The following is a 22,603-nucleotide window of genomic DNA, read 5'->3' as shown; positions in this document are numbered from 1 at the left end:
AGACTCAAGGATTCGAGCGCGAAATCGCGAGGTTGCCCATGTGCTTAGGCAAACGAAGGACGTCCTATTGCGACCACTGTCTCGTTAAACCAGACCACCCTTTCCAGCCAGCGTGCATGGGGGTAAAAGCTGCTTTCTTTGGTGACTTTCTTTGCAGCAGCAAAGAAAGTTACCCCCCCGCCGGGGAGGCGGCTACTGCAATAAAGACACAAACAACAGCAGCCCTTTGCACGAGAAACAAAACCAAAAACACCCGCGCTTCAAATAAGCGCCACTTCCTTCCAATCGGACCCAGCAAAAAACCGCCCAAGCTCCCGCGTCATTTCATTAAGCGAACTCATTTCAGGCGCAGAAATCTTCCGCACATTCTGAGGATTAGTCCAATCGCCATACACGAGCGCAACCGTGTTGTCGTTCATCTTCACGGGTAGCAGCACGAAGGCCTGCGCCTCCCCGAGCGTATCCTTGTACCACTTCGGCAAGCGCGCATCGATCCGCGCATCGTGTGCATTCTCGATGAAAATCCCCACCGGATGCGTGATGGCCAGATGAAACACATCCGGCCGGAAATCGCCGGAAAAGCGCAATTCCGATTGCATCGCTTCAAGGCCCGCACCAATGGCCACACGCGCCTGAAACTCATGATTCGGCTGACGCACAAACACCACCATGCGCGAAAGATGCAACCCCGCGAGCATCGCTTCCGACGCCAACGCGAGCGCGTTCGGCAACGCATTCTTCGATGGCATCGTCCGTAAATCCGCCGTGCTCGCGTTGATGCGCACCTCCGCCGAAATATCCACGCGCGCCATGGCGTCCGCGTTGGCCTTCAGTTCGGTGATCTCGTTCATCACGCCTTCCGCGCCTTCCTCGTTGGCGAGCGCGAGGCTCATCGAGGTCAGCACGTCGACATCGGTATTCAGCGCGCCGCTGTAGCGTTGCGCGATCTCGGAGAGCACCGGCTCGCGGCGTTCCTCGGTCGTGCTTTGCGCGATGAGCGCATCCGCGACTTCGGACGAATAGTTGGAAATGGCGCGCAGCCAGCGCACGTGCTTCGGCACGGATTCGTCTTCGGGCGCGGCCGGATCGGTCGCGCGCATGCCTTCGCGGATGGTCTCCGGCAAGCGCCAGCGCTCGGCGGCTTCGAGACCGATTTCATCGAACGTCACGCCCAGCAGTTCCGAACACGCGTGGCTGTCGCTGATGTTCTCGGCCGCAGCCTTGCGGCGCAACTGATCCCATTCGTGTTCCAGATAGAACGCGACCAGCAGCTTGCCGATCTGCCGCATCAACGTGCAGACGACCGCTTCCTCGGCGGAACGCATGTCCTTGTGTTCGGTCAGTTGCCGCGCGACCGCGCCCGAAAGCAACGTGCGGTTGAGTTCCAGTTTCGCGTCGATGCGGCGCGGCGCGCTCTGATGGAAGTGATCGACCAGTTTGAGGCCCACGACCAGATGACCGACCGCGTCCATGCCGAGCACCATGAGCGCCCGCGTGACGGTGGTGATGTCGCCGCCGAAGGCCACGTACATGGCCGAGTTGGCGAGGCGCAGCACCTTCTGCGTGAGACCGACGTCCGACAGCACGACCTGCACGAGGGACGTGAAGTCGAGGTCGTCGTCGTTCATCGCGGACACGGTCGTGCGCAGCGCCTGAGACAGCATGGGGAAATCCCCGCGCTCGCTCATGCGCCCCCACAACTTGTCCAGTAGTTCGGCCTTGGTGCGTGCCATGCGTGAAAAAGAACCTATCGTTGCGCGACGGTCGCCCGTCACGGCCCTGCTCAACCTGCTAATTCGGCATCCCGCGCCGGAACGCTACCGGCATCGGGACATGGCCGCTCATGATGTCTCGTGCAGCACCAGCGAGTGCGACTGGAACGACGACGCCAGTTCGTCCGACGGCAACGCCCGGCTGATCAGCCAGCCCTGAATGTATTCCGCGCCCATCGCGGCGAGCAGATCGCGCTGCTCCTCCGTCTCCACGCCTTCCGCCACGATCTCAAGCCCGAGCGACTGCGCCAGCCCCACGACGGCGCTCACGATCGCGCGATCGTTGTGGGACGTAATCAGGTTCACGACAAAGCTGCGGTCAATCTTGAGCTTTGAAAGCGGAAAGCGCTGCAAATAAGCGAGGCTCGAGTAACCCGTACCGAAATCGTCGATGGCGAAGCGAATGCCGAAGGCCGTCATTTCTTCCAGCAACCGCCGGGCTTCCTCCGGGTCGTGCATCAGCAAGCTTTCGGTGATTTCGAACACCAGCCGTTCCGCGCCGATGCCCGTCAACGCCAGCGCTTCCTTCACACCCGCGACGAAACGCTTGTCGCGGAACTGCTGCGGCGACACGTTGACCGACACGTAATCCAGCCGGATGCCGATCGAATCCCACTGCACGATCTGCATGCACGCGGCCTTCAGCACCCAGTTGCCCAGATAGTTGATGAGTCCGATGGCTTCCGCGAGCGGGATGAAGGTCGTCGGCGGCACCAGCCCGTGCACCGGATGATGCCAGCGCATCAGCGCTTCCACACCGACCACCGCGCTCGTATCCGTCTTCGTGATCGGCTGGAAGTGCAGCGAGAACTCGCCGTTGCGCACGGCTTCGTACAGGTCGGCTTCGAGCTTCAGGCGTTCGGCGTCGGCGGGGTCTTCGTCGGCGGTATGGAACACGAGCGTGTTGCCGCCCGCTTCCTTGGCCTGCGCCAGTGCGTGATCGGCCATGCGCAAGAGACTCGCGTCGATGCCGCGCCGCGCGCGCCCCGGCTTGTCGGCGGCGGCGTAGTCGGGATACAGCGCCACGCCCACGCTCGCCGACAAATGCGTGTGCTGGCCGCGAAAGCGGTACGGCTGCGCGATGGCCGTCAACAGCCGCCGCCCGAGTTGCTCCGCTGCTTCCGCCGATGCCCCGGCGGGCAGCAGCACCGCGAATTCATCGCCGGAAATGCGTGCCACGCGCTCGCCGTGTCCCGCCGCGTGCTGGATGCGCCGCGCGGTTTCGCGCAGCATGTCGTCGCCCGCGTCATAACCCAAGGCGCGGTTGATGCGTCGATATTCGTCGAGATCGAGCAGCACGAGCGCGGTCTGCGTGCGCGTGCGTTCGGCTTCGGCCTGTTCGTTTTCGATGTCCACGGTCAGCGCGGCGGCGTTGGGCAGACCCGTCAGCGCGTCGTGGTTGAGCGTGTGCAGCAGATTGGTTTCGCGCTCGCGCCAGTGCGTGACGTCGAACGCGGCGAGCGCGAAGCCGGGCGTGCCGGACGCGGCAGTCGAAACGAGCCGCAGCTCGACGCAGATCGGATAGGTCAGCGACTTGACCACATGCAGCGTCGCGGATTCGAGCTTGCCGCTGGCGCGTGCGCGCACGACCAGCGCATGCAGTTCGTCGGCTTCCTCGGACGGCACGAGATCGTGCAGCGTCAGCATGCTCAGATAGTCGCGGTGATAGCCGATAAACGCGATGCTCGCATCCGAGACGTGAACGAAGCGCAGGGCATCGTCGAGCTGGGCGAGGAAATCGACCGCGCCCAGGGCGGCGTCGAGTGCGGGCGCGGTTTTTTGAATGACGGCGGCGGGCGTGACTGGAAGCACCGGCGCTGGCGGCGCAACGCTTTCGGGCGCTGCCGCCGCTGCCGGACGCCGGTCACGCGCGGCGCTCAGCCAGACGCGACGCAGCGCATCGAGTGCGGTGCGCCAGTTCGGGCGGCGAGAGACAGTGATCCGGTTCGCTTGCATGGTCTGTTAGGTTCTGACGGCAACGCACGCCCCGGGTTGACCGAAGGCGGCGCGGCAAACCCCTTTACAGGGCTTGCAGGCCGGGACGCCACCGCAGTCATGCGGCGCGCTCTATCAGGCGGATTAACGGCGAACCGTGTGTTTTCTTTAGCGGGACAAAGCGCTCGTGCCGCTTTGCAGCATGACGTGTCGATAATTTGTCGATTTGACTTGCGTATGATGTCCGCTGTGAAATAGACGTTTAATCCACGCCTATTTCCGGATGCAGCGTCCAACCGGCCTTTTTGCGCGGAAAACCCTTAAGGAGCACGCATCGTCGTCCGATAAAGAGAAGCGTTCGGCTCGACTCAAGTCATGACAGCTCACCTCACATCGCCGGCCCGCGTGAAAGCGCCTGCGCCGGATTCTTCGCCCGATGCCGCATTCGCGCGCCGGTTGCCTGACCTTTTGCGCGTCATGTCATGCCTCACACTCAGTTGAAGCGCGCGGGCGCCGATCCGCAAGGCGAGCGCGTCTATGTCGGACGTCAGCCCATTCTCGATGTCAACGGCGCGCTGATCGCCTACGAACTGCTGTTCCGCGACAGCCCCGAAAACCGCGCGCAGTTTCATGACGACGTGCAGGCCACCGCCCATGTCGTCGCGCGCACGGTGGGCGAACTCGGCGTGTCGGCGGTGCTGGGCACGCATCTCGGCTACGTGAACATGAGCCGCGAACTGTTGTTCGACGACATCGTGCATCTCATGCAGCCGCAGCGCTTCGTGCTGGAACTGCTGGAAACCATCGAGTTCGACGATGCCTTGCTGCGTCGCCTCGAACAGTTGCGTGGCGCAGGCTTTAGTCTCGCGCTGGACGATGTGGTCGGTATCGATGCCACGTTTTTACGCGTGCTGCCGCTGGTGGACATCGTGAAGGTGGATCTGCTGGGTATCGACCGCGCGAAGCTGCCGGAACTGGCGCGTACCGTTAAGCGCGCGGGCAAGCGGCTGCTGGCGGAGAAGGTCGAGACCACCGAAGAATTCGCGCATGTCAAACGGCTGGGCTTCGATTACTTTCAGGGGTATTTCTTCGCGCGTCCGCAGGTGTTGTCGGCGCGTCGGGCGAGTCCTGCGCGCGGCGCGTTGATGCGCCTTTTGTCCGTGCTCGTCGCCGATCCCGGCATGCATGAACTGGAAGCCGAACTCAAGCGCAATCCGGATATCGTCGTGCAATTGATGCGTCTGGCCAATTCGAGCGCGTTCTCGCGCGGGCGGGTGATCTCGTCGTTGCGCGAGGCGATCGCGGCGACCGGCACGCGTCAGCTCACGCGCTGGACGCAGTTGTTGCTCTACGCCGAAGGCCGCAATCTGCCGTGGCGCTCGGACCCGCTGCTGCAACTGGTCGGCACGCGCGCGCGTTTCATGGAACTGCTGGCGCGCGCCTTGCGCGAAACCGATGACGCGTTCGCCGAAGCGGCCTTCATGACTGGCATCTTTTCATTGGTCCATGTCGTGCTGAACATGCAGCCGGCCGAAATTCTCGATAAGCTCCATCTGGCAGCGCCGATCCGCGCCGCGATTCTCGATGGCGAAGGTGAACTCGGCGCGCTGCTCAACATCGCGCAGGCAGCGGAGCGTGGCGATGCCGCCGCCATCGATGCGGTGCGTCTCGCGTATCCGGCGCTCGACACGGTCACGCCTGCGGCGTTGGCCAATCTTCAGGTCGATGCGGCCGAGTGGTTCGCGAAGCAGCAAGCGGAGCAGGATTCGGCCTGAGCATGCAAACGACATCGTAAGGAGTTCGGATGAACATGAAACTGGCAAAGGTTGGATCGGCCATCGCGGCGCTCGGTCTGGTTTGGGCGCTGTGTCCGCTCACGGCATCCGCCACGCTCAAGCCGGGCGATGCTGCACCGGCATTCAGCGCGCCGGCATCGCTCGGCGGCAATGTGTACGACTATTCGCTCGCCGATGCGCTCAAGAAAGGCCCGGTCGTTCTGTACTTTTACCCGGCGGCGTTCACCAAGGGCTGCACGATCGAGGCGCATGAATTTGCCGAGGCCGTCGATCAATACAAGGCTGAAGGTGCGACGGTGATCGGTGTATCGCATGATGACATCGACACGCTCAAGAAATTTTCCGTGAGCGAATGCCGCAGCAAATTCCCGGTCGCCGCCGATGCGGATTCGAAGATCATCAAGTCGTATGACGCTTCTTTGCCGATGAAAGCGTCGATGGCGAATCGCGTGTCGTATGTGATCGCGCCGGATGGGAAGATCATCTACGAATACACGAGTTTGTCGCCGGATCAGCACGTGGCGAACACGTTGCAGGCGTTGCGCGACTGGAATGCGAAACACAAGGCGCAGTAACGTTCGTGAAGATGTGACGGGGGATTGAGACATGCCGATCGTCGTCGGTCTGGTGGTCGTGGCGTTGGTGATTTACGGCGCGGTGTGGTCGTTCGATACGATCCACGCGCATTTCGGTTTGGGTGTGGCGGTGGGCGCGGCGGTCGTGGCGATTGCGATTGTCGCCGCCGCGATCATGCGGTGGCTGGCGAGCCGGCGGGAGATCGCGCCGAATGTGCCCAAAGGGAGCAACGGGGACTGGACGCATGAGTTGAAGCGCGAGTGGGGCGGGGTGCGGGTGGCATCGCAAAAGCGTCTCTGCGATGTGCGTCTGCGCGATGAAACCGGCAGCTATATCTTCGCGGATTTGCGCGGTGCGCGTGCGGAGGAAGCGGGTGGTGCTTGGCGCGTTTTGCTCGATGTTAAGGATGCGAAGCACGCTGAATGGGTGTTGCCGATGGAGGATCGCGGAGAGGCGCATAAGTGGGCGCGGATTTTGGGGCTGGCGGCGGCGGAGAGGCTTTGAGGATGTGCATCGCTTAGACCATGTCGCAGCGATTAGCATGATCGAGCGTTTTACGAGAGTTAAGACTTGGCGTGCAATGATAAAGAAATTGTTTAATGTTGGTGTCATCATTGCTTCTGGCCAAAGAAAAGTCCGCTTTCATCCTATTGGGACCGTGTGTCGACACGATAACTGCCTAGCTTAAGCGACCAGTCTTCTGAATCCGGTGACTTTGTTAAGAAATATTGCGTGAGTGATAGATCAATATAATCCTGCCCCTCAGCAGTATTGTTGAGGTTTGTCGTACGCGCTTGGTTCCGTTATAGTTACGCGGCGTAAGCATCTCGGTTGGACCGGCAGCATGCTTGCAATTTCCATAACGGACGAGTGCCTATCAGATGTATTACCACATAATTGTAGAAACGGATGAAAAAGATGGCAAAGGAAGATATGCTATTCGCTACGAGTTTGATGGTACGGATCTCGAAGAAATTAAAAAGTTGGTCGTCATTCCATACAAAAATGGTGGCCACATCTACATTGATGGACGTTATATAAAGCGCGATCAAATCCGATCGCTAAAGCTGAAGATGTCGGAAAAAAAGATGGACGATCTCCTTCGCGTGGCTCAGTCGAGGGTTTCGCCAGGCGTCCTGCTTGTTTATACGAAAGCACTCGTCGTAGCAAACGACAACTTTGTTTTCGATGTCACCAAAAAAGTTCTGAGTTCAGTTGGTGAAATCCTTGATTTCCCTGCTCAACTTGAAGTGCCCATCCGAGATAAGCCGGCTTCTCGAAGCGAGTTGAAAAACATATTTATCGTTCATGGCAGAGACGATTTTGCGAAAATTGAAACTGCGCGCTTTGTTGAAAAACTTGGATTTACTGCAATTATCTTGCATGAACAAGCGAGTGGCGGGAAGACGATCATCGAGAAAATTGAATCGTACACAAATGTTGGTTTTGCGATTGTTTTATATACACCGTGCGACGTCGGTGGACTATATGGTCAAAGCGATCAAAGGTCGCGTGCCAGACAAAACGTTGTTTTCGAACATGGGTTTCTTATAGGTAAACTCGGACGCGACCGCGTCTGTGCACTAGTCAAAGATGCTATCGAAACTCCGAACGATATTAGTGGTGTAGTCTATGTTCCGTTTGATACATTTGGTGCTTGGCGCTACCAACTGGCTAGGGAACTCCGTCAGGCTGGTTACTCGGTTGATTTGAACAGCATCTAAAAATGAAACCGGGGTAACGCGAAAACACTGAGACATAAAGCATTGACCTCATCAGTTCTCGCCGAAGCAACTAACATTTTACTGTTGACATCCGGCGAATAAGCTCTGAGCGCGTGCGGGTTTATTCGGCGTGATACCCCATATCCCCCCTTACTTTCCCCCGAAAAACCCAATACGACCAAATCACATAAATAATCAACACAGGCAGCAAAAACATCGTCCCAATCAACAAAAACTGATGCGACAACGGCGCCGCCGATGCCTCCCACAAAGTAACCGACGGCGGCGCGATAAACGGCCACAAGCTAATCACCAGCCCCGTGAACGCCAAAAAGAACAGCCCGATCGAACAAAGAAACGGCAGCACCTCACGACCCTTCGCCAGACTCGACCAAAGCGTCCACGCCAGCAAGGCAGTCAACACCGGCACCGGCGAAAACGCCAGACTTTGCGGAAACCCAAACCACCTCGCCGCGATACGCGCATCCTTCAACGGCGTCCAAAGGCTAATCAGCAAAACAAACGCAATCACCCCGAGCAACGCATAACGCGCCATCCCCCGCGCCCATTGCTGCAAATCGCCTTCGGTTTTGAGCACGAGCCACGTCGTGCCCTGCAGCGAATACCCAAAGATCAGCCCGACGCCCACCAGCAGCGGAAACGGCGCGACCCAATCCCAACTCGTCCCAACAAACGCACGCCCTTGAATCGGGAAACCCTGAATGAACATGCCGAGCACGCAACCCTGCGCAAAAGTCGCCAGCAGCGAGCCGACGCCGAACGCCGCGTCCCAGATCCACTTGCGCGCATCGATCACTTCGCGGAATTCGAAAGCCACGCCCCGGAAGATCAACCCGAGCAGCATGAACAGAATCGGAAAATAAACCGCCGGCACGATGATCGCGAACGCCAACGGAAACACCGCGAACAGCCCGCCGCCGCCAAGCACGAGCCACGTCTCGTTGAAGTCCCACACCGGCGCGACCGAGTTGATCATGAGATTGCGCGATTCGGGATCACGCCGCAGCAGGAACATCATGCCGACGCCCAGATCGAAGCCATCCAGCAACACGTACATGAACACCGCCAGCGCGAGAATGGCGGCCCACAACGGCACGAGATCGAGCATCGCGTTCTCCGGTTTTTGCGTTTGTGTTTTATGAGCGCGGCGGGACGATATCGTCGCTCGATGCCACCGCGCCCGCGCGGCCGCTGCCCGCCGAAACCGCAGACAATGGCCGCGCCGCCCGCGACTTCGGCTCCAGTTGCGCGCTTTCGTGCCCGTGCGCCGCTTCCGTCGGACCGATGCGAACGATCCGCCGCAACAAAATCAGCCCCGAACCGAAGATGACAAGGTACGCGAGCATGTAAAGAAGCCACGACAATCCGACATCGGCGGCGGTGAGCGAGGGCGTGACTGAATCGCGCGTGCGCAAGAGACCATAGACCGTCCACGGCTGACGGCCCGCCTCGGTAGTCGTCCATCCCGCCACCACGGCGATGAAACCGAGCGGCATGCACCACGTCGCGAAGCGCAGCCAGCGCGTGCTCGCCTCGAGCTTACCCCGTGCGAACAACACGATGCCCGACAGCACCAGCAAGAACATCAGCAGCGCAATGCCGACCATGATATGGAACGCGAAGAACACCACGGCCACGGGCGGCCGATCTTCACGCGGAAAGTCCTTGAGACCGCGCACGTAACCGTTCGGATCGTGCGTGAGATAGAGGCTGCCGAGTACCGGAATCGAAATCTCGAAGTGGTTGCGTTCTTCGTCCTGATCCGGAATGGAAAAGATATTGGCCGGAATGCGCGTGCCGGATTCCCACAAGCCTTCCATCGCCGCGAGCTTGGCGGGCTGATGCTGGAGCGTGTTGATGCCGTGCGAATCGCCGATCACCATCTGCACCGGCACCATGATGATGAGGAAGATCAGCGACATCTTCACCATCACGCGGCTTTCTTCGAGCGCGCGTTGCTGCCGCAAGTACATGGCGCCGACGCCGAGAATCACGAAACCCGCGGTGACCAGAAACGCGCTTACCGTATGGCCTAGCCGGAAGGGAAAGGAGGGCGTGAAGATGGCATCGAAGAAACTCGTTACTTCGAAGCGGCCATCGGGCAGGATCTTGTAGCCGCGCGGCGTCTGCATCCAGCTATTGACCGCGAGAATCCAGAACGACGAAATCACCGTGCCCGCCGCCACGAAAATGGCCGACATCACATGCGCCCATTGCGGCACGAGCTTGCGCCCGAACAGCAGCACGCCGAGAAACGCGGATTCGAGAAAGAACGCGGTGATGACCTCGTAACCCATCAACGGGCCGATGACGTTCGCCGTCATATCGGAAAACCGGCTCCAGTTGGTGCCGAACTGAAACGGCATGACGATGCCCGACACCACGCCCATGCCGAACGACACCGCGAAAATTTTCAGCCAGAACGCGGACAACCGGCGATAGACATCGCGCTTGGTGACCCACCAGTTGAATTCGAGCGTGGCGATAAAGCACGACAGCCCGACCGTGAAGGCGGGCAGCAAGATATGGAAGGCGACGACCCAGGCGAACTGAAAACGGGAGAGCAGGACTGCATCGACACCCATGAATGCTCCTTGAGTTCGGAACTTCGGAAATTCGGGCCATCTCGAGCGCAGCGTCGAAAACGTTCCGTGCACGGCGGTTCGTTTCACTTTAATACAGGTTTTCTACGAAAACGGCAGGAAGCGTGCGGCACCGCGTCACGGGATCGACCAAAAGTTGACGTTTTTTGTTAGAATTTCAGACTGCTTACAGCCACGCGGACGACCGCGTGTGCATCTTTTCTGTTGGGGACGGCCCCATTTTCACGGGAGTCTCTCCATGTCCTGGTTTCTGCTATTCATCGCCGGTTTGCTCGAAGTGGCGTGGGCCGCCGGTCTCAAGTCGTCCGATGGCTTCACGCGGCTCGGGCCATCCGTCTTTACCATCATCACCGCCATTGGCAGCTTCGTGCTGCTCGCCATCGCGATGAAACAACTGCCGCTCGGCACGGCCTATGCCGTCTGGACGGGCATCGGCGCGGTCGGCGCGTTCGTGTTCGGCATCGTGTTCATGGGCGAGGCGCTGTCGGCGGCGCGGATCATGAGCGCCGTGCTGATCGTGGCCGGACTGATCGGGCTCAAAATGTCTTCCGGCCACTGAAGCCGACTTTCCCCGCCGTTCCCTGTTGTTTCGATGCCGAAAACCATCGTGCGCCAGCCCACCGGGAACGGCAATCGCTTTTCTTCTTGCTGCACCGCCCGCTTTTGCGTGGATATAATGATCTGACATGCCCGTCCGGCGCGGTTTGTCAATAGGTGTACGCTTATCGTGCGCTGCATTTCCGGGCGGGTGATCTACCGAGTGGATTTTTAGCAAAAGGCCGCGGCAAGCGACCGATCTGGCTGGCGCAGCGAACGCCGGCATCTGGCGCACCAGGAGGCGGCAATGCTTGAATCACTTTCGCTCGCAGCGGGCCTTTCGTGGGCGAGCGGTCTGCGCCTGTATCTGACGGTGTTCATCGCCGGTCTGTTCGAGCGCATGGGTCTGATCCACCTGCCGGATTCGCTGGCGGTGCTGGGTTCGCCGTGGGTGATCGGCGCGGCGGCCGTGCTCGCCATCGTCGAATTTCTGGCCGACAAGATTCCCGCCTTCGATTCGCTCTGGGACGCCGTTCACACCTTCATCCGCATTCCGGCCGGCGCGGTGCTGGCCGCCGGTTCGCTCGGCCACGCCGATCCCGTCATGCTCACCATCGCCGCGCTCGCGGGCGGCACGCTCGCCGGGGCATCGCATTTTGCGAAGGCGGGGACGCGCGCGCTCATCAATCTGTCGCCGGAGCCGGTGTCGAACTGGGCGGCATCGGCGACCGAGGATGTCGGCGTGCTGGCGGGCATCGCGCTGGCGCTGTTCGTTCCGCTGCTGTTCCTCGTCATGTTGATCGTGTTTCTGGTCGCTGCTGGCTGGGCGTTGCCGCGTCTGGTGCGCGGCGTGCACGGCGGCGTTTCACGCATGGCCAAGCATATGTTGCCCTCGCATACGTCGATGAACCGGCTCGGGAGCAAGCACGATTGAGCACGGCTTCCCGTAACGACCCGGCGTCATTCAAGGCAGACCACGCTCATCCGGCCATCCGGCTAGGTTTCATGCAGATCGCGCGTCAGGCATGGCGGATGACCGCGCGCGACTGGCGCGCGGGCGAACTCACCATGCTGCTGCTCGCGCTGGTGCTGGCCGTGGCGGCGCTGGCGAGCGTCGGTTTTCTCGCTGACCGCATGCGCCAGGGATTGGCGCGCGATGGCCGTCAAATGATCGCGGCGGATTTCGTGGTGCGCGCCGATCATCCCGTCGATGCCATGTTCTCCGACGAAGCCCGCACGCTCGGCCTCGACACCGCCGGCACGACCATCTTCCCGAGCATGATCAGTTCGACCGCGCCGGAGCCGGTGTCGCGGCTCGCGGCGGTGAAGGGCGTCACGGCGGGTTATCCGTTGCGCGGCGCGTTGCGCATCGCGCCGGGCGTCGACAAGCCGGATGCGCCCGCGACAAGCATCCCCGCGCCGGGCACGGTCTGGGTCGATCCCGCGCTGCTCGACGCGCTCAAGACGCAGGTCGGCGGCACCGTGAAAGTCGGCACCAAGACGCTCACGGTGGCGGGCGTCATTACGCGGGAAATGGATCGTGGCTTCTCCTTCGTGAGCTTTTCGCCGCGTCTGATGATGCGCGCCGATGAAGTCGCGGGCACCGGCCTGATCGGCTACGGCAGCCGCGTGACTTATCGATTGTTGGTCGCCGGACCGGACGCGCAGGTCGCCAAGTTCGCCGATTTCGCGCGCGCGAAAACCGATGGCGGCAAGCTGCGCGGCGTCGGGCTGGAATCGCTGTCGGACGGGCAGCCGCAGGTACGGCAGACGATCGATCGCGCGAGCCACTTCCTTGTGCTCGTGTCGCTGTTGACGGCGCTGCTGGCGGCGGTCGCCATCGCGATGGCGGCGCATCGGTTCGCGCGGCGGCATCTCGACGGCTGCGCGCAGATGCGTTGTCTCGGCGTCAGTCAGCGCACGCTGCGCGCGTTGTTCTTCAACGAGTTCCTGGCGATCGGGCTGATCGGCAGCGTGGCGGGCGTGGCGCTCGGTTTCATCGGCCATCTCGTGCTGCTGAACTGGCTCGGTTCGCTCGTCGATGTCGAATTGCCGCAACCCACGGTCTGGCCCGCGCTGCAAGGTATCGCGATGGGTCTCGTGCTGCTGCTCGGCTTCGCGTTGCCGCCGCTCTTGCCGCTCACGCGCGTGCCACCGGTGCATGTGATCCGCCGCGAAATCGGCGATGCACAGCGCGTCGCGTATGCGGCTTACGGCGTCGGCGTGCTGCTGTTCGGCGCGCTGCTCGTGCTCGCGGCGGGCGAACTGAAGCTGGGCGGCATCGTCGCGGGCGGGTTTGCGGCGGGGCTAGTGCTGTTCGGCGCGATTGCGCGCGCGGCGCTGTGGGCGGCGGCGCGCTACGTGCGGCGTGAGCGCAGCCGCGCGGGCGTGGGCTGGCGTTATGCGCTTGCGTCGTTGGAGCGCCGCAGCGGGTCGAGCGCGTTGCAGATCACCGCGCTCGGCATCGGATTGATGTGTTTGTTGCTGATCGGCATGACGCGCAACGATCTCATCAAGGGATGGCGCGACGCCACGCCGCCCGATGCGCCGAACCAGTTTCTCATCGACATTCAGCCGGACCAGTCGAAGGGCGTGCTCGATTATCTGCACGCCCACGGTCAGCCCGACACCGTGCTCGCGCCGATGATACGCGGGCGGCTCGTCGCCATCGACGGCAAGCAGATCGATCCCGATACCTACGCCAACGCGGATGCCAAGCGCCTCGTCGATCGCGAATTCAATCTCTCGTACACGACGCAGCTTCCCGACGACAACCGCGTGACGCAAGGCGCGTGGTTCGGCACGGACAAGAAGCCGCAGGTGTCGATCGAAGAAGGCATTGCCAAAACGATTCGCGTGAAGATGGGCGATACGCTGCGCTTCGACGTGGCCGGCATTCCGGTGGAAGCGCCGGTCACGAGCGTGCGCAAGGTCGACTGGAATTCGTTCAAGGTGAATTTTTTCGTGCTGCTGCCACCTGAAACGCTCGCCGGATTGCCCGCCACCTTCATCACGAGCTTTCATCTGGCGAGCGACCAGCAACGCGTGATCGATGGCCTGATCGCGCAATATCCGAACATCACCGCCATCGACACCACGCCGATCCTCGCGCAGATTCAGCGCACGCTCGCGCAGGTGATCGGCGCGGTGCAGTTCCTGTTCCTGTTCACGCTCGCGGCGGGCGTGCTCGTGCTGTACGCGGCGCTTGCCGGCACGCGCGACGAGCGCATGCGTGAATCGGCGCTCCTGCGCGCGCTGGGCGCATCGCATTCGCAGGTGCGTTCGGTGCAGGTGGCGGAATTCGTCGCGGTGGGCGCGCTGTCTGGGCTGATGGCCGCGCTCGGGGCGCAGGGCATCGGTTACGTGCTGGCTTCGCGCGTGTTCGAATTCCATATCGATTTCAATCCGTGGCTCGTGCCGACGGGCATCGTCGCGGGCGTGGCCTGCGCGGCCCTGAGCGGCTGGTTCAGTCTGCGGCGCGTATTGGCGCGTCCGGCACTCCAGTCCTTGCGCGATGCCTGAGTTTTCCTAAGCGTTTTCAATGACCGAAGTGAATGACGAAGCAGCCAGGCCGACCGCGTTCGAACTGATCGGCGGCGAAGAACGCGTGCGTGCGATGGTGGACCGCTTCTACGATCTGATGGATCTGGAGCCGGAATTCGCGGGCATCCGCGCGCTGCATCCGCCGACGCTCGATAACTCGCGCGACAAGACTTTCTGGTTTCTGTGCGGCTGGATGGGCGGGCCGGATCACTACACCAGCCGCTTCGGGCATCCGCGTTTGCGGGCGCGGCATCTGCCGTTTGCCATTGCATCGAGCGAGCGCGATCAGTGGTTGCGCTGCATGGTTTGGGCGATGCAGGACGTCGGCATCGACGAAAATTTGCGCGAACGCCTGCTCACGTCCTTCTTCGATACCGCCGACTGGATGCGCAACCGTCCCGGTTGAATCGCGCGGATTTGTATCGGGCGAGCGGGGCGGGATCTGCTGCATCATCGCAAGAAACCCCACACAGCAAGGAATCGATGCAATGAGCACACGCGCACTCTTTCGCGAGGACGCCTATCAAACGCGCTGCGACGCGACGGTTATCGCCATCGACGAAACCGGCATCCGGCTGGATCAGACCGTGTTCTATCCGCTCGGCGGCGGTCAGGCGGGCGATGTTGGCACGTTCACCCTCTCGGACGGCACGCCGCTCGCGATTGCCGATACACGCAAAGCCAAGTTCGAAGGCGCGACGCCCGACGATGCCGTTCACGTCCCCGCGCCCGGTCAGGACGAAGCGCTTGCGAAACTCAAAGTGGGCGACCGCGTGAGCGCCGAAATCGACTGGACGCGCCGTTACCGGCACATGCGCCTGCACACGGCGAGCCATCTCATTTGCGCGGTGTTGCCGTTTCCGGTCGATGGTTGCAGCATCACGGCGGATTACGCGCGGCTGGATCTGGCGACCGTCGAGCCGATCGAGCGTGAAGCGGTGGAAGCGAAGCTCAACGCACTGACCGGCGCTTCGCACGCGGTGCGTACCGAATGGATCACCGATGACGAAATGGCCGCGCGTCCCGAACTCGTCCGCACGATGAGCGTGAAACCGCCGATGGGTCTGGGCCGCGTGCGTCTGCTGCGCATCGAGGATGTGGATTTGCAGCCGTGCGGCGGCACGCATGTGCGCAACACGGACGAGATCGGCGTGCTGCGTATCGCGAAGCTGGAGAAGAAAAGCGCGCGCACGCGTCGGCTGGTGCTGGAACTCGCGTGACGTTTCGAGCGCTCATCGATCCGCGTGCGCAGGCGGTGCTCGACTTCTGGTTCGGCGCGCCGGGTTCCGCGGAATCCGGCACGGAGCGAAAAGTTTGGTGGAAGAAAAAGCGCACCTTCGATGCCACGCTCACCGAACGATTCGGCGCATTGCTCGACGAAGCGCACGCGGGCAGCTTGCAATCGTGGGAACGCGAGCCGCTTTCGACGCTTGCGTTGATCGTCGTGCTCGATCAGTTCTCACGCAACTGCTACCGGAATACGCCGCGTGCGTTTGCATGCGATGCGCGTGCGTTGGCATTGGCGCGCAGGCTGGTTGAAGCGGACGACGATCTGCGCATGCCGGACGCTTACCATCGCGCGTTTCTCTACATGCCGTTCGAGCACGATGAAACCATCGAGAGTCAGCGCGAATCCGTGCGTTTGTTCGAGCGGCTTCAGGAAGAGACTGGCGTCGTCGAATCCATGCTGCGTTACGCGCGCGAACATGCCGATGTGATCGAACGCTTCGGGCGCTTTCCGCATCGGAACCGCATTCTCGGAAGGGAAACCACGCCCGACGAAGCGGCGTGGCTTCAACAGCGCGGCGGCTTTTGAATCAACGCCCGCCCGCCACATCCAGCAACGCGCCCGTCACATACGACGACGCATCCGACAGCAGCCACACGACCGATTCGCCGACTTCATCCGCCGTGCCCGGCCGGCCGATGGGCGTCGTCACGCCAAGCGTCTGTGCGCGGTCCGGCTTGCCGCCGCTCGCGTGAATATCCGTGTCGATCAGGCCCGGCCGGATGGCGTTGACACGCACGCCTTCACGGCCCAATTCCTTCGCAAGCCCGATGGTGAGCGTATCGATCGCGCCTTTCGATCCGGCGTAATCCACATACTCGCCCGGACCGCCGAGCCGCGCCGCCGCCGACGAAATGTTCACGAGCGATCCGCCCTTGCCGCCGCGCGCCGTGGACAGCCGCCGCGCTGCTTCCCGCGCGACGAGATACGCGCCGAGCACGTTGGTATCGAAGATGCGCTTCATCCGCGCGATATCCATATCCGCCAGCGCCGAACCGGGCGCGACGATACCCGCGTTGTTCACCACGCCATCGAGTTTGCCGAAGGCTTGCTCGGTGGCATCGAACATGGCGATGATCGCGGCTTCGTCACTGACATCGCCCTGAATGGCGATGGCGCGCCCGCCAGCCGCCTGCACGGCGGCGACGGTGTCGTTCGCGGCGTTCTGGTTGGCCGCGTAGTTCACGCCGACGGACCAGCCGCGCGCGCCCGCGAGAAGCGCCGCCGAGCGGCCGATGCCACGGCTCGCGCCGGTGATCAGGATGACTTTGGACATGCGTTTGTTTTCCTTAAACGGCGTTGCGTTTCTCGGACCACTTATCGTTGGCGGGCGGGATATAACGCGTGAGTTTGTCCAGCATCGCGTCAGGCTCCGCCGCCACCTGAATGATGTCCAGATACGGCGCGCGCATGAAGCCTTCCTCGACGGTGTGACGCAGCATCGCCATGAGCGGATCGTAGTAGCCGTTCACATCGAGCAAACCGACCGGCTTCTGGTGATAGCCCAGTTGCGCCCACGTATAGACCTCGAAAAACTCTTCGAACGTGCCGACTCCGCCGGGCATGGCGACGAACGCATCCGCGAGATCGGCCATTTTCTTTTTGCGCTCGTGCATGTCGGGCACGACGATCAGTTCCGTCAGATCGGTGTGGCCCACTTCCTTGGCGAGCAGCAATTCGGGAATCACGCCGATGGCGCGTCCGCCCGCGGCCAGCACTTCATCGGCGATCAGGCCCATGAGGCCCACGCGACCGCCGCCATAGACCAGCGTGAGATCGCGCGCGACGAGTGCGCGGCCGAAGGCTTTCGCCGCTTCGGCATAGACAGGGCGCGCTCCGTTGGAGGAGCCGCAATAAACGCAGACAGCTTTCATGCTCAGGAATCCTTGGGTGTTTCGTTCTTCGATGTATCTTCGCGCGGCGCGGACAGAAAATCCGCGAACTCGCGCTTCGGCAATTTACCGGAAACGAGGTCGTCGAAGATTTGTCGCGAACGTCCGCGCAGATAGGGCGCCATGATCGAGATGATATTCAGGCTCGCCTGATGCAGCTCCGCGCGGATCGCATCCTGATCGTTGTATTTGCGCGGGTTCATCACGTACTGATAGGACAGCCAGTACGTGGCGAGCAGCCCCATGTTGGTCGCGATGACTTCGATTTCCTCGGGCGTCGCGACCATCTCGGCATCGGCCACCAGGGCATCGCACAGTTGCCGCGCGAAGCGAACCTTGTGCGTGATGATCTGCTTGAAGTGCGTTTCCAGCGTGCGGTTGCGCGCGAGCAGGTCGTTCAGATCGCGATAAAGAAAGCGGTAGGCCCACAGAAAATCGGCCATGTATTGCAGATACGACCACATCTCGTCGATGGTCGGACGATGATCGTCCGGAAAGCGCAGGCGCTTTTGAATCTGCTGTTCGAACTGCGCGAAGATGCTGTTGATGATGTCGTCTTTGTTGCGGAAATGGTAGTACAGGTTGCCCGGACTGATTTCCATCTCCTCGGCGATCGTCGTCGTGGTGACGTTCGGCTCGCCGATATCGTTGAACAGCTTCAGCGATAGTTCGAGTATCCGTTCGCGGGTGCGGCGGGGTGGTTTGGCTTCCATGTCGTCCGGCCTTGGCATCGGCTGCGGTTGCTCAAATCAGCATGCGCGCGTCCGCTTGCGTGGGTAATTTTGAGAATGTCGGACGATTATAAACCGGTCGTTCGGCAGCACCCGCGCGGCTTGCGAGCCACGCGTCGCCTTTACAAGATACGCGAGACGAACGCGGATGCAAGTGGCCAGAGAATCAATGCCCACGTCAGCACGCACACGCCGAGCGCGACCATGACCGCCGCGCTGCCGAAATCCTTCGCGCGCTTGGAGAGTTCGTGCCGCTCCAGCGAGATACGATCGATGGCCGCTTCCACGCTCGTATTGAGCAATTCGACGATCAACACCAGCAGCACGGACGCAATCAGCGCGACGCGTTCGACCGGCGAGACCGGCACGAACAGACTGCACGGCAGGAGGATGGCCGCGAGCGTGAGTTCCTGACGGAACGCGCTTTCCTCGCGAATGGCGACGCGAAAGCCGTTGATCGAATTCTTCATCGCGTGCCAGGCGCGCGTGAAGCCGCGATTGCCCTTGTACGGGTTGAAGGGCAGATCGTCGGGGCCGAGCGGCTCGCGGGTCTCGGTACTCGTTTCGTCCATGTCTTCGAGGTCGTCGTCGAACGGGTCTTGCGCGCGCGGGCCTTGCGGTCTCATTCGTCCCGAGCCGCCGCGCGATTCCGAATCCGCGCGCTCCAGCGCCTGCGCGCGTCGCGTCATGCGGCCGCCCGGTCGGTGCTCGGCGCGGTCGGTCCGAACTGCCGCAAGTGCGATGCGAATTGTTCCGATGCCGCGCGCCATGAGAAACGTTCGGCCCATGCGCGGGCATCGGCGCGTTCGATTTTAAGCGCTTCGAGGCACGCTTCGCGCAGATCGTTGTTGAGCGCGCCGGGGCCGTCCGTGCCGAGCACGTCGATCGGGCCGGTCACCGGATAGGCCGCGACCGGCGTGCCGCAGGCCATGGCTTCGAGCAGGACGAGACCGAAGGTATCGGTGCGGCTCGGGAACACGAAGACATCGGCGGCGGCATAGACCTTCGCGAGTTCCGGCTGCGAGAGCACGCCGAGATAGTTCACGTTCGTGTAGCGCGATTTCAGTTCGGCCAGCGCCGGACCTTCGCCCGCGACCCATTTCGAGCCGGGCAGGTCGATCTTCAAAAACGCCTCGACGTTCTTTTCCACCGCCACACGTCCCACGTAAAGGAAGATGGGCCGCGCGGTGTTGAGCACTTTCGAATCCATTGGCTGGAAAATGTCGAGATCGACGCCGCGCGTCCACAGCACGACGTTGGTGAAGCCGTAGCTTTCGAGGTCGGTCTTGACGACGGGCGTGGGCGCCATCACCGCCTGCGAATGCTTGTGGAACCAGTGCAAAAAGCGATACGTCAGCGAAAGCGGAATGCCGAAACGCGCTTTCACGTACTCCGGAAAACGCGTGTGATACGCGGTCGTGAACGGCAGCTTGTGACGCAGCGCATACGAACGCGCGGCCATGCCGAGCGGTCCTTCGGTCGCAATATGCAGCGCGTCCGGCTCGAAGGCATCGATGCGCTCTTTCACGTGGCGGCCCGGCATCAGCGAGAGGCGAATCTCGGGATACGTCGGGCACGGAATGGTCTTGAATTCGAGCGGCGTGAGCAAATCCACCTGGTGTCCGAGCGCGGTGAGTTCGCGCGTGGTGTTCTTGAGCGTGCGCACGACGCCGTTCACTTGCGGCTCCCATGCGTCGGTAACGATCATGATTTTCATCAGCTTGTGGCCCGGTGTGGAGTTGTTGTTGCGATCAGTTGCGATGAGTTGCGGTGATTTCAGACGGTGGCGCGCGCTTTGGTCACGCGTTCCTGCGGCGAATGCATGACCGTCCAGTAGACGATCTTCAGTTCTCCGTCGTAAGTTTCGACGAGCGCCGAAAGGCTTTCGACCCAATCGCCGTCGTTGCAATAGAGCACGCCGTCGATGTCGCGAATCTCCGCCTTGTGGATGTGTCCGCAGACCACGCCATCGCAGCCGCGGCGGCGCGCTTCGTCGGTCATCACGCGCTCGAACTGCGAGATGAAGTTGACCGCGTTCTTCACCTGATGCTTGAGATACTGCGAGAGCGACCAGTAGTTCAGCCCGAGCCGCGTGCGCACGCGATTGAACCAGCGGTTGAGCAGCAGGATCATGGTGTAGGCGGTGTCGCCGAGATAGGCGAGCCATTTGGCGTGCTGGATCACGCCATCGAACAGATCGCCGTGCACGATCCACAGGCGCTTGCCCGCGAGCGTGGTGTGGAACGCTTCGCCGCGCACGTGGATATCACCGAACGCGAGATCGCAGAACTGGCGCGCGGCTTCATCGTGATTACCGGGGATGAACACGACCTGCGTGCCCTTGCGCGCCTTGCGCAAAATTTTCTGCACCACGTCGTTGTGCGCCTGCGGCCAGAACCAGCCTTTGCGCAACTGCCATCCATCGATGATGTCGCCCACCAGATACAGATATTCCGACTCGTTGTGACGCAGGAAATCCAGCAGATACGGCGCCTGGCATCCGCCCGAACCGAGATGGATATCGGACAGCCAGATGGTGCGATAGCGCTGCGGTTCGTCGCTTGTATCGGTGTCCTGATCGGGTGCGTTCAGGCGCGCGTCCGCGAGTTCGGGTTCGTTCGCCGATGCGCTTGCTTCCGCGCTATCGGGCCAGTCGGAGGGTTTGAGTGCGAAAGGCGCGGCGCGGAAGTCGGGAAGGCTGGAATGGCTGGAATGGCTGGAGTGCCGTGAGCGTGGGGTCGTGGTCGGCTCGATTGCCGGAGTGACTGTCGAGTTCAAGGCCATTGGCTCGCGCGTCGGGTTGCGGTAAGCGCATTGCGCCACGCGGCCGTGACCGAGCCATGACAGTCATGAGAAGTTCTTATTAACGGCGTCGATCCGTTATTTTTTGACGACAGGTTCCACGGCGACGATACGCGTGCCCGCTAATCTGTCATGCAGGAACTGACGCGCCGGATCGAGATAGATGGTGAGCGCCCACAACACGGCCCATATCACGAAGATGATGAGCGTTTGCGGCACGGCAAGCGAGAACAACGGATGCAGCGCGAGCGGCGGCAGGAACCACAACCATGCGAGCACGTAACGCACGAGTGCGCGCAGCGGCTTGATGGGCTGGGCGCGGCTATCGACGATCTTGAGCCGCCATGTTTTCATCGGCAATGTCTGGCCGCCGTGCGTCCAGAACCACACGAAATACGCGGCGAGCACGAGACCGACCCACGACATCAGCCAGTTGTGATGCGTGAGGCCATTGCGTTGCTGCGTGAGCGTGCTGAAGAGATAAGCCGCGATGAACACGACGCCGAACAGAATGACGGCTTCGTAGAGCATCGTCGCGAGACGGCGGCGCAGGGACGGGGCGCGCATCGGCGCATCGACGAGGGCGCTCATGCGGTGGCGGCGCGGCTCAGGAGCCGTTGTACATCGACGGCGCCTGCTGCGGCGACACCGGAATCGGCGTGGCCGGCACGATGCTCGCCGCATTCGGCACCGCAGGCGTGGTCGCCGCCGACGAAGGCGCGAGCGCGGCGGGTGCAGCCGAGCCGGCCTGCGCATGCGAACCATGCCCTTGTTCGCGCTGCGCCACGAGCCGGTTGATGTCCTTCACTTCCGTCTTGCCCGTGGGCGGCGCGGAAACCACGGTCGGCCGCCGCGTATGTTCGCTCGCGGCGAGTTTCTTCTTCTGTTCTTCGGGCAGCTTTTGATACGCGTCCCATGCCTTCTCGCGCTTGTCGAGCGGCACGGACTTGGACACCTGATAATTTTCGCGCGCGACTTTGCGCTCGTCGGGCGTCATGCGCGCCCATTCTTCCATCCGATGATGCAGCCGCTCCTGCGCTTCCGGCGACATCTTGTGATAGCGCGATGCGATCTTGAGCCACTTCTGCTTGCGTTCATCGCTGAAGGAATCCCACAGCTTGGCGAAGGGCGCGAGCGCGATGTGTTGCGCTTCGCTGAGTCGATTCCACGCCAGCGGACTTTCAGACGTGAGCGCGCCAAGCGGCGAGGTGCTTGCATCCGCGCCGGCACTCGCGCCACCGGGCGCGGCAGCCACGACCGAGGGCGCGGCGGAAGGGGAATAAAAGCGCGGATATGTGGCGGCGAACGCGACCAGACCGGCAATCGCACTACCAAAGACAATCGCGAGGCCGCGCTTGTAACTCACCCGAACTTTCTCCCGCC

Annotated in this window: 22 protein-coding genes; 10 read left to right on the top strand and 12 right to left on the bottom strand. The window is 61.8% G+C overall.

The genetic code is table 11. From position 1 onward, the window contains the following. Positions 1-260: 260 nt before the first annotated feature. Together ACZCWR_RS13435 and ACZCWR_RS13430 are read right to left on the bottom strand one after the other, a co-directional pair. Positions 261-1,733 carry an HDOD domain-containing protein gene (locus ACZCWR_RS13435; RefSeq protein ID WP_487301235.1) on the bottom strand — a complete coding sequence of 491 codons (1,473 nt, stop codon included), beginning with the start codon at positions 1,731-1,733 and terminating at the stop codon, positions 261-263. A gap of 108 nt (positions 1,734-1,841) precedes the next feature. After that, positions 1,842-3,728, bottom strand: a complete 1,887-nt coding sequence (locus tag ACZCWR_RS13430; RefSeq protein ID WP_487301234.1) for a putative bifunctional diguanylate cyclase/phosphodiesterase — start codon at positions 3,726-3,728, stop codon at positions 1,842-1,844. A 461-nt stretch (positions 3,729-4,189) separates the two neighbouring features. Here ACZCWR_RS13430 and ACZCWR_RS13425 point away from each other — a divergent pair, with 461 nt between their 5' ends. The 4 genes from ACZCWR_RS13425 to ACZCWR_RS13410 all read left to right on the top strand — a co-directional run bounded on the left by ACZCWR_RS13425 (position 4,190) and on the right by ACZCWR_RS13410 (position 7,803). After that, positions 4,190-5,482 (top strand): EAL and HDOD domain-containing protein, encoded by a 1,293-nt coding sequence (locus ACZCWR_RS13425; protein WP_487301233.1) that lies wholly within the window; start codon positions 4,190-4,192, stop codon positions 5,480-5,482. 35 nt (positions 5,483-5,517) lie between these two features. Further along, positions 5,518-6,078, top strand: a complete 561-nt coding sequence (locus ACZCWR_RS13420) for a peroxiredoxin (protein WP_487301232.1) — start codon at positions 5,518-5,520, stop codon at positions 6,076-6,078. A 31-nt stretch (positions 6,079-6,109) separates the two neighbouring features. Beyond that, on the top strand, positions 6,110-6,583 hold the full coding sequence (locus ACZCWR_RS13415; RefSeq protein ID WP_487301231.1) for a hypothetical protein: 474 nt from the start codon (positions 6,110-6,112) through the stop codon (positions 6,581-6,583). A 377-nt stretch (positions 6,584-6,960) separates the two neighbouring features. Next, positions 6,961-7,803, top strand: coding sequence for a TIR domain-containing protein (locus ACZCWR_RS13410; protein WP_487301230.1), 843 nt, complete (start codon positions 6,961-6,963; stop codon positions 7,801-7,803). Positions 7,804-7,924: 121 nt separating this feature from the next. Here ACZCWR_RS13410 and cydB read toward each other — a convergent pair whose 3' ends face one another. Both cydB and ACZCWR_RS13400 read right to left on the bottom strand, forming a co-directional pair. Beyond that, complete coding sequence (gene cydB / locus ACZCWR_RS13405) at positions 7,925-8,932, bottom strand: cytochrome d ubiquinol oxidase subunit II (protein ID WP_487301229.1); 1,008 nt, start codon at positions 8,930-8,932, stop codon at positions 7,925-7,927. Positions 8,933-8,960: 28 nt separating this feature from the next. Beyond that, on the bottom strand, positions 8,961-10,409 hold the full coding sequence (locus ACZCWR_RS13400; protein ID WP_487301228.1) for a cytochrome ubiquinol oxidase subunit I: 1,449 nt from the start codon (positions 10,407-10,409) through the stop codon (positions 8,961-8,963). A 256-nt stretch (positions 10,410-10,665) separates the two neighbouring features. Here ACZCWR_RS13400 and sugE point away from each other — a divergent pair, with 256 nt between their 5' ends. From sugE to ACZCWR_RS13370, 6 genes are all read left to right on the top strand, one after another. Continuing rightward, a complete protein-coding gene (gene sugE, locus ACZCWR_RS13395) occupies positions 10,666-10,986 on the top strand; it encodes a quaternary ammonium compound efflux SMR transporter SugE (RefSeq protein WP_487301227.1) in 321 nt (106 codons plus the stop codon). A gap of 285 nt (positions 10,987-11,271) precedes the next feature. Beyond that, complete coding sequence (locus tag ACZCWR_RS13390; protein ID WP_487301226.1) at positions 11,272-11,898, top strand: DUF4126 domain-containing protein; 627 nt, start codon at positions 11,272-11,274, stop codon at positions 11,896-11,898. Continuing rightward, positions 11,895-14,486, top strand: coding sequence for an ABC transporter permease (locus ACZCWR_RS13385; RefSeq protein WP_487301225.1), 2,592 nt, complete (start codon positions 11,895-11,897; stop codon positions 14,484-14,486). The genes ACZCWR_RS13390 and ACZCWR_RS13385 overlap by 4 nt, the downstream gene beginning before the upstream one ends. 19 nt (positions 14,487-14,505) lie before the next feature. Further along, positions 14,506-14,913, top strand: a complete 408-nt coding sequence (locus tag ACZCWR_RS13380) for a group II truncated hemoglobin (protein ID WP_487301224.1) — start codon at positions 14,506-14,508, stop codon at positions 14,911-14,913. An 82-nt stretch (positions 14,914-14,995) separates the two neighbouring features. Further along, on the top strand, positions 14,996-15,727 hold the full coding sequence (locus ACZCWR_RS13375; protein ID WP_487301223.1) for an alanyl-tRNA editing protein: 732 nt from the start codon (positions 14,996-14,998) through the stop codon (positions 15,725-15,727). Beyond that, positions 15,724-16,323 carry a DUF924 family protein gene (locus tag ACZCWR_RS13370; protein ID WP_487301222.1) on the top strand — a complete coding sequence of 200 codons (600 nt, stop codon included), beginning with the start codon at positions 15,724-15,726 and terminating at the stop codon, positions 16,321-16,323. Before ACZCWR_RS13375 ends, ACZCWR_RS13370 begins: the two co-directional genes overlap by 4 nt. 1 nt (position 16,324) lies before the next feature. Here ACZCWR_RS13370 and ACZCWR_RS13365 read toward each other — a convergent pair whose 3' ends face one another. The 8 genes from ACZCWR_RS13365 to ACZCWR_RS13330 all read right to left on the bottom strand — a co-directional run bounded on the left by ACZCWR_RS13365 (position 16,325) and on the right by ACZCWR_RS13330 (position 22,586). Continuing rightward, positions 16,325-17,071: an SDR family oxidoreductase gene (locus ACZCWR_RS13365; protein ID WP_487301221.1), complete on the bottom strand. Its 747-nt coding sequence runs from the start codon at positions 17,069-17,071 to the stop codon at positions 16,325-16,327. A 13-nt stretch (positions 17,072-17,084) separates the two neighbouring features. After that, positions 17,085-17,669 carry an LOG family protein gene (locus tag ACZCWR_RS13360; RefSeq protein WP_487301220.1) on the bottom strand — a complete coding sequence of 195 codons (585 nt, stop codon included), beginning with the start codon at positions 17,667-17,669 and terminating at the stop codon, positions 17,085-17,087. A gap of 2 nt (positions 17,670-17,671) precedes the next feature. Next, a complete protein-coding gene (locus ACZCWR_RS13355; RefSeq protein ID WP_487301219.1) occupies positions 17,672-18,400 on the bottom strand; it encodes a TetR/AcrR family transcriptional regulator in 729 nt (242 codons plus the stop codon). Positions 18,401-18,540: 140 nt separating this feature from the next. Then, positions 18,541-19,107 (bottom strand): diacylglycerol kinase, encoded by a 567-nt coding sequence (locus tag ACZCWR_RS13350; protein ID WP_487301218.1) that lies wholly within the window; start codon positions 19,105-19,107, stop codon positions 18,541-18,543. Continuing rightward, positions 19,104-20,135 (bottom strand): glycosyltransferase family 4 protein, encoded by a 1,032-nt coding sequence (locus ACZCWR_RS13345; protein WP_487301217.1) that lies wholly within the window; start codon positions 20,133-20,135, stop codon positions 19,104-19,106. Before ACZCWR_RS13345 ends, ACZCWR_RS13350 begins: the two co-directional genes overlap by 4 nt. 59 nt (positions 20,136-20,194) lie before the next feature. After that, positions 20,195-21,202: a UDP-2,3-diacylglucosamine diphosphatase gene (locus ACZCWR_RS13340; RefSeq protein WP_487301216.1), complete on the bottom strand. Its 1,008-nt coding sequence runs from the start codon at positions 21,200-21,202 to the stop codon at positions 20,195-20,197. A gap of 96 nt (positions 21,203-21,298) precedes the next feature. After that, entirely contained in the window at positions 21,299-21,811 is a 513-nt protein-coding gene (locus tag ACZCWR_RS13335; RefSeq protein WP_487301215.1) for an RDD family protein, read from the bottom strand. A 16-nt stretch (positions 21,812-21,827) separates the two neighbouring features. Beyond that, positions 21,828-22,586 (bottom strand): DUF3106 domain-containing protein, encoded by a 759-nt coding sequence (locus ACZCWR_RS13330; protein WP_487301214.1) that lies wholly within the window; start codon positions 22,584-22,586, stop codon positions 21,828-21,830. Positions 22,587-22,603 lie beyond the last annotated feature (17 nt).

It is taken from the genome of Caballeronia sp. A2-2, from assembly GCF_057612605.2.
This window is presented reverse-complemented; position numbering and strand designations above follow the sequence as displayed.

Excerpts from the sequence above, each read along its gene's own strand:
- ACZCWR_RS13410 (WP_487301230.1), top strand. The coding sequence starts at position 6,961 with ATGTATTACCACATAATTGTAGAAACGGATGAAAAAGATGGCAAAGGA.
- sugE (WP_487301227.1), top strand. The coding sequence starts at position 10,666 with ATGTCCTGGTTTCTGCTATTCATCGCCGGTTTGCTCGAAGTGGCGTGG.
- ACZCWR_RS13420 (WP_487301232.1), top strand. The coding sequence starts at position 5,518 with ATGAAACTGGCAAAGGTTGGATCGGCCATCGCGGCGCTCGGTCTGGTT.
- ACZCWR_RS13340 (WP_487301216.1), bottom strand. The coding sequence starts at position 21,202 with ATGGCCTTGAACTCGACAGTCACTCCGGCAATCGAGCCGACCACGACC.
- ACZCWR_RS13365 (WP_487301221.1), bottom strand. The coding sequence starts at position 17,071 with ATGTCCAAAGTCATCCTGATCACCGGCGCGAGCCGTGGCATCGGCCGC.
- ACZCWR_RS13430 (WP_487301234.1), bottom strand. The coding sequence starts at position 3,728 with ATGCAAGCGAACCGGATCACTGTCTCTCGCCGCCCGAACTGGCGCACC.
- ACZCWR_RS13345 (WP_487301217.1), bottom strand. The coding sequence starts at position 20,135 with ATGAAAATCATGATCGTTACCGACGCATGGGAGCCGCAAGTGAACGGC.
- ACZCWR_RS13390 (WP_487301226.1), top strand. The coding sequence starts at position 11,272 with ATGCTTGAATCACTTTCGCTCGCAGCGGGCCTTTCGTGGGCGAGCGGT.
- ACZCWR_RS13415 (WP_487301231.1), top strand. The coding sequence starts at position 6,110 with ATGCCGATCGTCGTCGGTCTGGTGGTCGTGGCGTTGGTGATTTACGGC.
- cydB (WP_487301229.1), bottom strand. The coding sequence starts at position 8,932 with ATGCTCGATCTCGTGCCGTTGTGGGCCGCCATTCTCGCGCTGGCGGTG.
- ACZCWR_RS13425 (WP_487301233.1), top strand. The coding sequence starts at position 4,190 with ATGCCTCACACTCAGTTGAAGCGCGCGGGCGCCGATCCGCAAGGCGAG.
- ACZCWR_RS13355 (WP_487301219.1), bottom strand. The coding sequence starts at position 18,400 with ATGGAAGCCAAACCACCCCGCCGCACCCGCGAACGGATACTCGAACTA.
- ACZCWR_RS13435 (WP_487301235.1), bottom strand. The coding sequence starts at position 1,733 with ATGGCACGCACCAAGGCCGAACTACTGGACAAGTTGTGGGGGCGCATG.
- ACZCWR_RS13360 (WP_487301220.1), bottom strand. The coding sequence starts at position 17,669 with ATGAAAGCTGTCTGCGTTTATTGCGGCTCCTCCAACGGAGCGCGCCCT.
- ACZCWR_RS13350 (WP_487301218.1), bottom strand. The coding sequence starts at position 19,107 with ATGACGCGACGCGCGCAGGCGCTGGAGCGCGCGGATTCGGAATCGCGC.
- ACZCWR_RS13380 (WP_487301224.1), top strand. The coding sequence starts at position 14,506 with ATGACCGAAGTGAATGACGAAGCAGCCAGGCCGACCGCGTTCGAACTG.
- ACZCWR_RS13335 (WP_487301215.1), bottom strand. The coding sequence starts at position 21,811 with ATGAGCGCCCTCGTCGATGCGCCGATGCGCGCCCCGTCCCTGCGCCGC.
- ACZCWR_RS13375 (WP_487301223.1), top strand. The coding sequence starts at position 14,996 with ATGAGCACACGCGCACTCTTTCGCGAGGACGCCTATCAAACGCGCTGC.
- ACZCWR_RS13400 (WP_487301228.1), bottom strand. The coding sequence starts at position 10,409 with ATGGGTGTCGATGCAGTCCTGCTCTCCCGTTTTCAGTTCGCCTGGGTC.